At 64.3% G+C, this 12,260-nt stretch carries 15 protein-coding genes; 8 read left to right on the top strand and 7 right to left on the bottom strand.

Features of this window, described 5'->3' with window-relative positions:
* The first annotated feature begins 206 nt into the window (after positions 1-206).
* Entirely contained in the window at positions 207-572 is a 366-nt protein-coding gene (locus tag ACFZCE_RS19625) for a hypothetical protein (protein WP_390942052.1), read from the top strand.
* A gap of 41 nt (positions 573-613) precedes the next feature.
* Here ACFZCE_RS19625 and ACFZCE_RS19620 read toward each other — a convergent pair whose 3' ends face one another.
* Entirely contained in the window at positions 614-1,831 is a 1,218-nt protein-coding gene (locus tag ACFZCE_RS19620; RefSeq protein ID WP_390942050.1) for an argininosuccinate synthase, read from the bottom strand.
* Between the two features lie 105 nt (positions 1,832-1,936).
* The gene (locus tag ACFZCE_RS19615) at positions 1,937-2,923 is read right to left on the bottom strand and encodes an OmpA family protein (RefSeq protein WP_390942048.1); all 987 of its coding nucleotides are present in this window, start codon (positions 2,921-2,923) and stop codon (positions 1,937-1,939) included.
* 127 nt (positions 2,924-3,050) lie between these two features.
* Here ACFZCE_RS19615 and pyrC point away from each other — a divergent pair, with 127 nt between their 5' ends.
* Together pyrC and rnt are read left to right on the top strand one after the other, a co-directional pair.
* On the top strand, positions 3,051-4,097 hold the full coding sequence (gene pyrC / locus ACFZCE_RS19610; RefSeq protein WP_390942046.1) for a dihydroorotase: 1,047 nt from the start codon (positions 3,051-3,053) through the stop codon (positions 4,095-4,097).
* Positions 4,094-4,768: a ribonuclease T gene (gene rnt, locus ACFZCE_RS19605; RefSeq protein ID WP_390942044.1), complete on the top strand. Its 675-nt coding sequence runs from the start codon at positions 4,094-4,096 to the stop codon at positions 4,766-4,768. The genes pyrC and rnt overlap by 4 nt, the downstream gene beginning before the upstream one ends.
* A 4-nt stretch (positions 4,769-4,772) precedes the next feature.
* Here rnt and ACFZCE_RS19600 read toward each other — a convergent pair whose 3' ends face one another.
* Positions 4,773-5,591, bottom strand: coding sequence for an RHS repeat-associated core domain-containing protein (locus ACFZCE_RS19600; protein ID WP_390942043.1), 819 nt, complete (start codon positions 5,589-5,591; stop codon positions 4,773-4,775).
* Between the two features lie 211 nt (positions 5,592-5,802).
* Between ACFZCE_RS19600 and ACFZCE_RS19595 the strand changes: the two genes are divergently transcribed.
* Complete coding sequence (locus ACFZCE_RS19595) at positions 5,803-6,024, top strand: (2Fe-2S)-binding protein (protein WP_390942041.1); 222 nt, start codon at positions 5,803-5,805, stop codon at positions 6,022-6,024.
* 201 nt (positions 6,025-6,225) lie between these two features.
* Positions 6,226-6,705, top strand: coding sequence for a bacterioferritin (gene bfr, locus ACFZCE_RS19590; protein ID WP_390942039.1), 480 nt, complete (start codon positions 6,226-6,228; stop codon positions 6,703-6,705).
* Between the two features lie 78 nt (positions 6,706-6,783).
* Here the strand turns inward: bfr and grxD are convergent, their stop codons facing one another.
* Both grxD and ACFZCE_RS19580 read right to left on the bottom strand, forming a co-directional pair.
* Positions 6,784-7,122: a Grx4 family monothiol glutaredoxin gene (gene grxD, locus ACFZCE_RS19585; RefSeq protein WP_390942037.1), complete on the bottom strand. Its 339-nt coding sequence runs from the start codon at positions 7,120-7,122 to the stop codon at positions 6,784-6,786.
* An 89-nt stretch (positions 7,123-7,211) separates the two neighbouring features.
* The gene (locus tag ACFZCE_RS19580; protein ID WP_390942035.1) at positions 7,212-7,508 is read right to left on the bottom strand and encodes a hypothetical protein; all 297 of its coding nucleotides are present in this window, start codon (positions 7,506-7,508) and stop codon (positions 7,212-7,214) included.
* A gap of 383 nt (positions 7,509-7,891) precedes the next feature.
* Between ACFZCE_RS19580 and argF the strand changes: the two genes are divergently transcribed.
* Both argF and ACFZCE_RS19570 read left to right on the top strand, forming a co-directional pair.
* The gene (gene argF / locus ACFZCE_RS19575; protein WP_390942033.1) at positions 7,892-8,812 is read left to right on the top strand and encodes an ornithine carbamoyltransferase; all 921 of its coding nucleotides are present in this window, start codon (positions 7,892-7,894) and stop codon (positions 8,810-8,812) included.
* Entirely contained in the window at positions 8,809-9,834 is a 1,026-nt protein-coding gene (locus tag ACFZCE_RS19570) for an ATP-binding cassette domain-containing protein (RefSeq protein ID WP_390942031.1), read from the top strand. Before argF ends, ACFZCE_RS19570 begins: the two co-directional genes overlap by 4 nt.
* Before the next feature lie 8 nt (positions 9,835-9,842).
* Here the strand turns inward: ACFZCE_RS19570 and ACFZCE_RS19565 are convergent, their stop codons facing one another.
* Together ACFZCE_RS19565 and ybaK are read right to left on the bottom strand one after the other, a co-directional pair.
* Complete coding sequence (locus tag ACFZCE_RS19565) at positions 9,843-10,628, bottom strand: PhzF family phenazine biosynthesis isomerase (protein WP_390942029.1); 786 nt, start codon at positions 10,626-10,628, stop codon at positions 9,843-9,845.
* Positions 10,629-10,687: 59 nt separating this feature from the next.
* Entirely contained in the window at positions 10,688-11,158 is a 471-nt protein-coding gene (gene ybaK / locus ACFZCE_RS19560) for a Cys-tRNA(Pro) deacylase (protein WP_390942027.1), read from the bottom strand.
* Positions 11,159-11,378: 220 nt separating this feature from the next.
* Here ybaK and ACFZCE_RS19555 point away from each other — a divergent pair, with 220 nt between their 5' ends.
* Positions 11,379-12,227, top strand: coding sequence for an MIP family channel protein (locus tag ACFZCE_RS19555; protein ID WP_390942025.1), 849 nt, complete (start codon positions 11,379-11,381; stop codon positions 12,225-12,227).
* Positions 12,228-12,260: the final 33 nt, after the last annotated feature.

The raw sequence follows: 12,260 nt of genomic DNA, 5'->3' as shown, positions 1-12,260 counted from the left end.
CACTCACCGCCGAAGCATCCACATCCATGAAGTGATCCTTGCATAAAGCCGCGGGCCCGGCAATCTGCCAATTCGCGACAAAATAAGAGCGCGAAAGGCTACGCCCCGCACTTGAGGGCTAAATAAATATCCGAGTTGCAGGCACGGTTAATTTAGTCTTACGCCCTATACCGCAAGGCAGCCGAGCCTTATCAAGGAGGCCGAAGATGATCAATCAACCGCCGGTCACAACCCCATTGGCCCTGATCGCCATTTTCACAGGGATGATAGAAGCGTCCGCGCTGGCGTCATTGCCACTGCTCGATGATGAAAGCAAGCGCGTGTATGTGTGGTTTCTGATTGGGTTCCCACCGTTTCTGGTAACCCTCTTTTTTGTGACCTTGAATTTCAACCACCGAGCGCTTTATGAGCCACCCGCTCCTCAAGCCGGCGCTCCCGCCCAAGCGCCCCCGGGGCTGAATGAGGCCGCGCTCAGTGAAGCGCTTCGCCAACACGGCGGCGTGCCGGGGCAAAGCCCGGTGATCGTGGTCATGCAGCCGCCCGATGCCCCGCCGGCCAATGAACAGCCATAAAAAAACCCGGCCAAGGCCGGGTTTTTTCTACCAGAGGGGGCTCAGAGGAACGAGCGGCCCTTGTTGGCGGCAATGCGCATGCGCAGTGCGTTGAGCTTGATGAAGCCCGCCGCGTCGGCCTGGTTGTAGGCCCCGCCGTCTTCTTCGAAGGTGGCGATGTTGGCGTCGAACAGCGAGTCGTCGGACTTGCGGCCGACCACGATCACGTTGCCTTTGTACAGCTTCAGGCGCACCACGCCGTTCACGTTGGCCTGGGAGGCGTCGATCATTTGTTGCAGCATCACCCGCTCCGGGCTCCACCAGTAGCCGGTGTAGATCAGGCTGGCGTAACGCGGCATCAGCTCATCCTTGAGGTGAGCGACTTCGCGGTCCAGGGTGATCGACTCGATGGCGCGGTGCGCCTTGAGCATGATGGTGCCGCCGGGGGTTTCGTAGCAGCCGCGGGACTTCATGCCCACGTAGCGGTTCTCGACGATGTCGAGGCGGCCGATGCCGTTCTCGCCGCCGATGCGGTTGAGCGTGGCCAGTACGGTGGCCGGCGACATGTCAACGCCGTCGAGGGCGACGATGTCACCGTTGCGGTAGGTCAGCTCGAGGTAGCGCGGGGTGTCGGGGGCCTTCTCCGGGGAGACGGTCCAGCGCCACATGTCTTCTTCGTGCTCAGTCCAGGTGTCTTCCAGCACGCCGCCTTCGTAGGAGATGTGCAGCAGGTTGGCGTCCATCGAGTACGGCGACTTCTTCTTGCCGTGGCGCTCGATCGGGATGGCGTGCTTTTCAGCGTAGTCCATCAGTTTTTCCCGCGAGAGCAGGTCCCACTCGCGCCAGGGGGCGATGACCTTCACGCCCGGCTTGAGCGCGTAGGCGCCCAGTTCGAAACGCACTTGGTCGTTGCCCTTGCCGGTGGCGCCATGGGAAATGGCGTCGGCGCCGGTTTCGTTGGCGATTTCGATCAGGCGCTTGGCGATCAACGGGCGGGCGATGGAGGTGCCGAGCAGGTACTCGCCTTCGTAGACGGTGTTGGCACGGAACATCGGGTACACGAAGTCACGGACGAACTCTTCGCGCAGGTCGTCGATGTAGACTTCCTTCACGCCCATTGCCTGGGCCTTGGCGCGGGCCGGCTCGACCTCTTCGCCCTGGCCGAGGTCAGCGGTGAAGGTCACCACTTCGCAGTTGTAGGTGTCCTGCAGCCACTTCAGGATTACCGAAGTGTCCAGGCCGCCGGAATACGCCAGAACGACCTTGTTTACGTCCGCCATGCCATCACTCCACGGGGTTGTACGGAAAACCCGTGATTCTACCCCCGCCCCCGTGGAATTTACAGGGGCGCGACAACGAATGTTGGCCAGGCGACGCTTCGCTGTTCAGCCCGCGGGTTTGGCCGCGGCCGCTGCCGGGGCTGCCGAGGCGGCTGCGGGCGCGGCCGCCGGGGCTGGCGCGCTGGCCGGGGCTGGCGCGGCCGCCGGTGCCGGTGCTGGTGCCGGCGCGGCGGCCACGCGGTCGAGCTGGATGTTCACCCGGCGGTTGCGCGCGCGGTTGGCCGGCGAATTGTTCGGTACCACCGGGTACTGCTCTCCATGGAAACGCACTTCGATCTGGCTCTCGCTGACACCGTGCTGGGTCAGGTAGTCCGACACCGCCATCGCCCGGCGCCGCGACAGCTCGCGGTTGGTCAGGCGGTTGCCGCTGTTGTCCGAATGGCCGTCGAGCTCGATGTGGTTAACGCTCGGGTCGGCCTTCATGAAGGCCAGTATCGTATCGAGCTGCCGGCGCCCGGCGGCGTCCAGGTCGATGCCGCTGGGGAAGCCGATCTGGGTCATGCGCACCTGGTCGAAGTTCATTGGCAGCAGCTTGGCAGTGCAGGCCTGGTAGTCGGCCCAGGCCTGGCTGAACTTCACCGGCAGCACCCGCACTTCGACCGGCCGGCCGGTGTCGTTGGCCACCGCCCGCACCACCGTGCTGCGCCCTTCCATCAGGCCGTTGATCAGGCCCGCGGCCTGGCTTTGGCTGCTGGCCAGCGCTACCTCGCCACTGCTCAGGCGCACCGCGCCGAGGTTCACATCGCTACGCCCGGGTTGCCACGGCGCGGCGGCGGCGAGCAAGGTCGCGCTGCCGGTGCCAAGCGCGGCGCTGTTGGCGTTGAGGCGAAAAATCGCTTTTTCGCCAGCACGGCGCACGAACTCACCGCTGCCGAAATCGGCGATCGGCTGGCTCAGGCGGCACTCGAACTGGTCACCGTCGACCTTCCACTGGACGTTCTCCAGGCGGGTCTGGAATGTGAACGCCATGGCGGGCGCCGCGAACAGGCTCGCGGCGAACACACTGAGAAGGGCGAAACGAGGCTGGCGCACGGTGGGCTCCACGGTATTGATGACTTACCTGCAAGGTATCGGACGCTGCCGGGAAAACTTGATAGCGGATGCCTGCGCGGGGCTTTTCCGGTAGCATTCGTGGTCAGTTCGCCCCTGGGTACCTTTCATGACCGACCGCCTTATTCTCCTGCGCCCCGACGATTGGCACATCCACCTGCGCGACGGCGCGGCGCTGCCTCATACCGTTGGCGATGCCGCCCGCCAGTTCGCCCGCGCGATCATCATGCCCAACCTGGTGCCGCCGGTGCGCAACGCCGAGCAGGCCGCCGCCTATCGCGAGCGCATCCTTGCCGCGCGCCCGGCGGGTAGCCGCTTCGAACCGCTGATGGTGCTGTACCTCACCGACCGCACCCAGCCGGCCGACATCCACGCCGCCAAGGCCAGTGGCTTCGTGCACGCGGCCAAGCTGTACCCGGCCGGCGCGACCACCAACTCCGATTCAGGCGTGACCAGTATCGACCTGATCTTCCCAGTGCTTGAGGCCATGGCCGAAGTCGGCATGCCGCTGCTGGTGCACGGCGAGGTCACCCGCGCCGAGATCGACGTGTTCGACCGCGAAAAAGCCTTCATCGATGAACACCTGCGCCGGGTGGTCGAGCGCTTTCCCACGCTGAAAGTGGTGTTCGAGCACATCACCACCGCCGACGCCGTGCAGTTCGTCAACCAGGCCCCGGCCAATGTGGGCGCGACCATCACCGCCCACCACCTGCTGTACAACCGCAACCACATGCTGGTCGGTGGCATTCGCCCGCACTTCTATTGCCTGCCGATCCTCAAGCGCAACACCCACCAGGAGGCGCTGCTCGATGCCGCCACCGGTGGCAGCGCGAAGTTCTTCCTCGGCACTGATTCGGCGCCCCATGCCCAGCATGCCAAGGAAGCGGCCTGCGGTTGCGCGGGCTGCTACACCGCTTTCGCCGCGATCGAGCTGTACGCCGAGGCGTTCGAGCAACGCGGCGCGCTGGACAAACTCGAAGGCTTCGCTAGCCTGCACGGCCCGGCCTTCTATGGCATGGCGCCGAACAGCGAACGCATCACCCTGCTGCGCGAAACCTGGCAAGTGCCGGCCACCCTGCCCCTGGGCGAACACGGCGTGGTGCCGCTGCGCGCGGGCGAACAGCTGCGCTGGCGCCTGCTGGAGGAAACCGCGTGAGCGAAGACTTCTACGACGACGACCTTGACCCACCCGCCCCAAGCGGCCCGCGCCACCCCATGGCGGCGCGCTTTCGCGGCTACCTGCCGGTGGTGGTAGACGTCGAGACCGGCGGCTTCAACGCCGCCACCGACGCGCTGCTGGAGATCGCCGCCACCGCCATCGGCATGGACGAAAAGGGTTTTCTGTTCCCCGAGCACACCTGGTTCTTCCGGGTCGAGCCGTTCGAGGGCGCGAACATCGAAGCCGCCGCGCTGGAGTTCACCGGGATCAAGCTCGACCACCCGCTGCGCATGGCCGTCAGTGAAGAAAGCGCCTTGGGCGACATCTTCCGTGGCGTGCGCAAGGCGATCAAAGCCAACGGCTGCAAGCGCGCGATCCTGGTGGGGCACAACGCCAGCTTCGACCTGGGCTTCCTGAACGCCGCGGTGGCGCGCAACGACCTCAAGCGCAACCCGTTCCACCCGTTTTCCAGCTTCGACACCGCCACCCTGGCGGGGCTGGCCTACGGGCAAACGGTGCTGGCCAAGGCCTGCCAGAGCGCCGATATCGACTTCGACGGGCGCGAGGCGCACTCGGCGCGCTACGACACCGAAAAAACCGCTGAGCTGTTCTGCGGGATTGTGAACCGCTGGAAGGCGATGGGTGGGTGGGACGATCGGAATCGCTGAGGGGTTAGACAGTCGTCTCTCGTAACTGCGCCGGCGGCGTTCGAATGGGCTGCCGGTATGGGCCGCCCCGTACGAAAAGTGGGTACCGCTCAGTGGCAGCAATTTTTGGAAAGGGTGCGCGGCGTAACAGGTTCACCCCCGTAGCCTCTAAAAACGTGGCCCCCAGCAACTCCCTTTTGCTGAACGCCCACTGCCGATGAACCTTGCGAATCCCATGGGCGCCCCGCACCCCCGCGATACCGCCGCCGATTGCCCCCATCGCCACCGCGGTGTACAGCAACACGCTGGGCAGGTCCTCGGAGAGTTGCAGGGGCGCCATCGCGATCGCGGCCGTGAAGCTTAGCGTACCGCTCCAAAAGAACATCGAGGTGGTGAGCCTGCCCCACGGGCTTACCTTCGCGGCAGCGCCTGGCATGGAGTGCCTGAGAATCCCGGATGCGGTGTCCAGCATCGTGCCGGCAGCGAGGGAAAGGCCGGCGAATGCTTCTACCAGTGCCCATGCCCACGCGCCATTGCGGTCCACGCGGTTGACCGGGTCCGCGCTGCAGTAGGCGTAGGCGTTGCATCCACCCGCGGCGAACGGGCTGAAGCGGTCTGGCTGATGGAACCTGCGCAACGTGGGCGAGTAATAGCGATAGCCATTCCCAAGCAAATAGCCTTGTTTGTCTGGCTCGAGCAATACCCCTGTAAAGCCGCTATGCGGCACCTCAGCGAGCGGGCGCCGGGTACCGAAAGGCGAATGGGTGATCAGCGTTCGCCCGCCGGCCTGGCGCGCCAGGGCCGTTGTGGCGCTGTCGCAGGCCAATAGCGATGCGCGCGGCATAGCCACCCCCCAGGTGTGCGTTCAACCGCTAGCATAACCAGGCCGAGCGCAGTGCGAACCTGGCAGATCTGATAGGTAGGGCCGCCGCCACCCTGCGCCGCGGCAACCGTTCGTCGCTCCCCACGTTTCTCACCCGCATCCTATTTTGACAAGCATTCTCATTAACATTAAGATCCGGGCATCAGCAGTTTACAGCGACGGTACACGCGCCATGTATGTATGCCTCTGCCTTGGAGTCACCGACGGTAAGATCCGCGATGCCATCTACGATGGCTGCTGCAGCTACCGTGAAGTCCGTGAGGCCACCGGTGTGGGTACCCAATGCGGCAAGTGCGCGTGCCTGGCAAAGGAAGTGGTTCGCGATACGCTCACCGAGCTGCAAACTGCTCGCAACGCGGCGCTGCCCTACCCGGTAGAATTTACCGCCGCGTAATCACGCATTTTTTCGAAGAAACCGGGCATCGCCCGGTTTTTTTATGCCCGCGATTCAACAAGTTAGGCCCAAGACGCGAGACACAAACATTCTTATTCCCATTAAAATTCACTTATTATTCAAACACTTAGGTTTGACAGTGCCGGGGCTGGCGCGCACACTTGCCGGCATCTGAAACTTGCACACGGACCGGGTACTTCCATGAAAGGCGACGTCAGCGTCATTCGGCACTTGAACATCATCCTCGGCAACGAGCTGATCGCGATCAACCAATACTTCCTGCATGCGCGCATGTATGAAGACTGGGGCCTGAACAAACTCGGCAAGCACGAGTACAAGGAGTCGATCGATGAGATGAAGCACGCTGACAAGCTGATCAAGCGCATCCTGTTCCTCGAAGGCATCCCTAACGTCCAGGAACTGGGCAAGCTGCTGATCGGCGAGCACACCCGCGAGATGCTCGAGTGCGACCTGAAGCTGGAGCAAAAAGGCCTGCAAGACCTCAAGGCGGCCATCGCCCATTGCGAACAGGTAGGCGACTTCGGCAGCCGCGAGATGCTCGAAGACATTCTCGAGTCCGAGGAAGAGCACATCGACTGGCTTGAAACCCAACTCGGCCTGATCGACAAAGTGGGTATCGAGAACTACCTGCAATCGGCCATGGGCGAAGAAGGCCACTGAGTTTCAGCAGCGCCCGGCCGGCACGAAAAAGCCCCGCTCCCTCATCGAGGGGCGGGGCTTTTTTGTGGCCAGCGCCGATCAGGCGTTGGTTTCGGCCTTGGCTTTTTCAGCGGCGGCCTTGATCAGGGTTTGCAGTTCGCCCTTTTCGAACATCTCCAGCATGATGTCGCTGCCGCCGACCAGTTCGCCACCCACCCACAGTTGCGGGAAGGTCGGCCAGTTGGCGTACTTGGGCAGGTTGGCGCGGATTTCCGGGTTTTGCAGGATATCCACATAGGCGAACTTTTCACCGCAGCCCATTACCGCCTGCGAGGCGCGAGCCGAGAAACCGCACTGCGGTGCGTTCGGCGAGCCCTTCATGTACAGCAGGACGGTGTTGTTGGCGATCTGATCTTTGATGGTTTCGATGATATCCATGGGGACCTCGGCTAGAACGGTAAACGTCGACACGGTGCGCCATTGTAGCGTAAAGCCGAGTGCGATGCTTGGGCATTGAAACAGGCGCGTCAGGAGTTGAACGGCACCACCGGAGGCGGCCCCAACAGTTGGATTTCCGTGATGGTTTCGACTTCTTCCTGGCCCACGTGCTCGCCAGTCAGTTCGCCAATCAATTGCCAATGGCCATCGAGCTCCGTGCTGATGGTGGCCATGCGGTCGATCATGCGTTTGCCGGCATTGCGCGTCACTTCGTCGTCACTGCGCAGCAGTTCGAACGACATGGTCGTCATAGCGGCGGTGAGATGGGTCAGCGTGCGGGACGTAAGCCCGAGCAGGTCCATCAGTTGTTTTTCTCTTGCATCCATTGCGTGACTCCCTGTATCGCTGGGGAAACATTATCACCCACGTCCCGGATTTGTGGAATGCCGCTCCCGTCGATCAAGTGGCGCCCTGGCTTTGACCATAGCGCGTTATGCAACTGACACGGGCGCCTGAGCGAGAGTTCACGCGGCGTACGACGAATGGCCAGTGCCAGGCCCTCGGCGCCAAAGCAGCGGCGGCCACAGGCTGGCAAGCGACGTTGAGCTGCCTGAAAACCCTGGAAACAAACCCCATGCTTGAACTCAGGCGACAATTCTTTATAGGATTGCGCCTTTCCCCCTGTACTTTGCCGCCTGAAGCGGCCTTCGTCGCGGGTCTTGCCGTTCGCGAAGATTTCCGCGGTTCGTTGCAAAAAAGGTAGTTAATGATGAGCGCTAGGCACTTTCTCTCCCTGATGGATTTCACGCCGGACGAACTGGCCGCCGTGATCCGCCGAGGGGTGGAGCTCAAGCACCTGCGTGACCAGAGCGTGTTGTTCGAACCCCTCAAGGGCCGGGTTCTGGGCATGATTTTCGAAAAATCCTCGACCCGCACGCGGCTGTCTTTCGAAGCCGGCATGATCCAGCTCGGCGGCCAGGCGATCTTCCTGTCGCCGCGAGACACGCAACTGGGCCGTGGTGAACCGATCGGCGACTGCGCCAAGGTGATGTCGCGCATGCTCGACGTGGTGATGATCCGCACCTTTGCCCACAGCAACCTCACCGAATTCGCCGCCAACTCGCGGGTGCCGGTGATCAACGGGCTGTCTGACGACCTGCACCCGTGCCAACTGCTGGCCGACATGCAAACCTTCTTCGAGCACCGCGGCGCGATCAAGGGTAAAACCGTGGCCTGGATCGGCGACGGCAACAACATGTGCAATACCTATATCGAAGCGGCCATCCAGTACGATTTCCAGCTGCGCGTGGCCTGCCCCGCCGGCTACGAGCCAGACCCTCGCTTCGTCGAAATGGCCGGCCCACGCGTCACCGTGCTGCGTGACCCGCGCGAGGCCGTGGCCGGCGCGCACCTGGTCAGCACTGACGTATGGACCTCCATGGGCCAGGAAGAAGAAACCGCCCAACGCCTGGCGCGCTTCGCGCCCTACCAGGTGAACAAGGCGCTGCTCGACCTGGCCGCCGACGACGTGCTGTTCCTGCACTGCCTGCCGGCCCACCGGGGTGAAGAGATCAGCGAAGACCTGCTCGACGACCCACGTTCGGTGGCCTGGGACCAAGCGGAAAACCGCTTGCACGCGCAAAAGGCGCTGCTGGAAAAACTGGTCGCCCCGGGCCTGCGCCCGGCATGACCTCCGCCCTGCTCAGCCTGGCCGGGCTGGCCTGCGGTTACGCCGGCCAGCCGGTGGTCAGCGGTTTGTCGCTGGGCCTGCAAGCCGGCGAAATCGGCTGCCTGCTGGGCGCCTCGGGGTGCGGCAAAACCACCACGTTGCGGGCCATCGCCGGCTTTGAAACACCCACCGCCGGGGAGATTCACCTGGCCGGCGAGCGCCTGGCCGGGCCGGGTTTCAGCCTGCCGGCCGAGAAACGCAAAATCGGCATGGTGTTCCAGGATTACGCCCTGTTCCCGCACCTGAGCGTGGCGCAGAACATCGCCTTCGGCCTCGGCAAGCACCCGGCGCCGGCGCGAGTGGTGGGCGAATGGCTGGAGCGGGTGAACCTCAGCGGGCTCGGCGAACGCCGCCCTGACGAGCTCTCCGGCGGGCAACAACAGCGCGTGGCACTGGCCCGCGCGCTGGCGCCCGAGCCACGCCTGCTGCTGCTCGACGAACCCTTCTCCAACCTTGACGCCGAACTGCGCCGGCGCCTCAGCCTGGAAGTGCGCGACGTGCTCAAGGCCAAGGGCACCAGCGCCCTCTTGGTCACCCACGACCAGGACGAAGCCTTTGCCGTGAGTGACCGCGTGGGGGTGATGCGCCAGGGGCTGTTGGAGCAGTGGGCCACCCCGCGCGCGCTTTACCATCAACCGGCCACGGCGTACGTGGCGAGCTTTGTCGGCCAGGGTTACTGGCTGCCGGGGCACTTGGCCGAAGGCCAGTTGCACACCGAGCTGGGCAGCGTGGCGCTGCCGGCCAACCTTGCCCAGGGCGCTGCGCCGCTGCGCCTGCTGCTGCGCCCCGAGCACCTGCGGGCAGCCAGCGGCGGCCTGCCGTGCACCGTGCGCCAGCGCAGTTTTCTCGGGGCGCATACGCGCTACCAGGTCACGACCCCGGCCGGCCTGGAGTTGCAGGCGCTGCTGCCAAGCCAGGTGGATGTGCCGGTAGGGGCGACGCTGGCGCTGGCGCGGGTCGATGCGCCAGCGGTGCTGTTGTAGGGCGCTGATCAGCCCTGGGTCAACAACTGCCCCTTCGCCACCAGGGTCGCATCCCCGCCCAGCACCACCCGGTCCCCCTCGAACCGGCACCACAGCTCCCCCCCGCGCACGGAACACTGCCGCGCGCGCAGGCGGGTTTTGTTCAACCGCTGCGACCAATACGGCACCAACGCGCAGTGTGCCGCGCCGGTGACCGAGTCTTCTGCGATGCCCAACTGAGGGGCAAAAAAGCGCGAGACGAAATCATGCTGTTCGCCGCGCGCGGTAATGATCACCCCCGGCCAGGGCAACTGGGCGATGGCCGCGAAATCCGGCTGGCAATCTCGCACATGTTGCTCCGACGGCAGCACCACCAGCAGGTGCTTGCCGCCGAGCACATCGACCACATCGCCGCCCACCGCGCGCTGCACCCCCAGCGACACCCCTTCTTCGATCAGGTGCTCGGCCGGCAGGTCGAGCCACAGGCGGCCCTGCTCCTCGCTCACGCGCAACTCACCGCTGTGGCTGTGGAACAGCATCACCGCGGCGTCGACCTGGTGAATCACCCTCAGTACATGGGCAGCAGCCAACGTGGCATGCCCGCACAGCGGCACCTCGGTCAGCGGGGTAAACCAGCGGATCCGCCAGCCCTGCCCTTCTGGCACCACGAACGCGGTTTCGGCGAGGTTGTGTTCATTGGCGATGCGCTGCATCAGCGCGTCGGCCAGCCAGTGGCTGAGGCAATAGACCATGGCCGGGTTGCCGGAAAACGGCGCCTCGGTAAACGCATCGACCTGAAAGAAGTCCAGTTGCATGGGGCCGCCTCGCTAGGGTGATGCCCCAAGCCTAGTGCGGTGCCGGCCAAAGTGGTAGCTCAGGCGCGGCCAATCTCGGCGAACTGCCCCTGGGTGTGCTCGGCCAGAACCGCGGCCGCCAGCTCTACCTCAAGGCCCCGGCGCCCGGCACTGACGTGAATGGTGTCGAACGCCTGCGCGCTGCTGTCGATGAAGGTGCGCAAGCGTTTTTTCTGCCCCAGTGGGCTGATGCCACCGACCAGGTAACCGGTGCTGCGCTGGGCCAGCGCCGGGGCGGCCATTTCGCATTTTTTCACCCCGGCGGCCTGGGCCAGGGCTTTGAGGTCAAGCGTGCCGGCCACCGGCACCACGGCCACCAGCAGCTCGTTGCGCTCACTGGCGGCGAGCAGGGTTTTGTACACCCGGGCCGGGTCCAGCCCAAGCTTTTGCGCGGCTTCCAGCCCGTAGCTCGGCGCGTTCGGGTCGTGCGCGTAGCTGTGCACGGTGTGGGCGGCGCGGGCTTTTTTCAGCAGGTCCAGGGCGGGCGTCACGGTGAGCTCCAGGGGCGGTCAAAGGCCCGGCCATTGTAACGGCGCGGGCCCGTTGTTCGCGAATGTACGTATTTTGTTCATTTTCGACCTTTGACAGCCTCACTTTATGTCTATATTTTTTCGTTTACGAAGATACCACCTTGCTCCGGCAAGGCCTCGAACGGCTTCGTCGGCCCGCTCGGGCGGGCCCAGGCCAACAACAACAAGAAGTGAGATACCGATGACTGACACGCAACAACGCCCTACCCTGACCGGGCAATGCCTGGCCGAATTCCTCGGCACGGCGCTGCTGATCTTTTTCGGTACCGGTTGTGTCGCCGCGCTCAAGGTCGGCGGTGCCAGCCTGGGCCTTTGGGAAATCAGTATCATCTGGGGGGTGGGGGTCAGCATGGCCATCTACCTTACCGCCGGCGTTTCCGGCGCCCATCTGAACCCCGCGGTGAGCCTCGCGCTGTGCCTGTTCGGCGGTTTCGAGCGGCATAAATTACCGTTCTACATCGTCGCCCAGGTGGCCGGCGCCTTCGCTGGCGCGGCGCTGGTGTACGTGCTGTACGCCAACCTGTTCTTCGATTTCGAACAAGCCCACCACATGGTCCGCGGCACCCAGGCGAGCCTGGAGCTGGCCGGGGTGTTCTCCACCTACCCGCACCCGTCGCTGAGCACCGCCCAGGCGTTTGCCGTGGAGCTGGTGATCACCGCCATCCTGATGGGGGTGATCATGGCCCTGACCGACGACGGCAATGGCTTGCCCCGCGGCCCGTTGGCGCCACTGCTGATCGGCTTGCTGATCGCCGTGATCGGCGCCTCGATGGGCCCGCTCACCGGCTTTGCGATGAACCCGGCGCGGGACTTCGGGCCCAAGCTGATGGCGTTCATCGCCGGCTGGGGCGAAATGGCCTTCACCGGCGGGCGAAACCTTCCATACTTCCTGGTACCGGTCTTCGCGCCGCTGGTTGGCGCCTGCCTGGGTGCCGCCGGTTACAAACTGCTGATCGCCCGGCACCTGCCAGGGCACACGGCAGCGGCCAGCACCTCACATAACGAAGAAGAAGCCGACGCCCGCGCCTGAGGCGCCCGCGTCGCGCACTCCCGAATGACAACA

This window comes from Pseudomonas sp. NPDC007930, from assembly GCF_042958985.1.
In the GTDB taxonomy this organism is placed as follows: domain Bacteria; phylum Pseudomonadota; class Gammaproteobacteria; order Pseudomonadales; family Pseudomonadaceae; genus Aquipseudomonas.
Note: the sequence above shows the minus strand (reverse complement) of the source record. Positions and strands in the feature narration are given on the sequence as shown.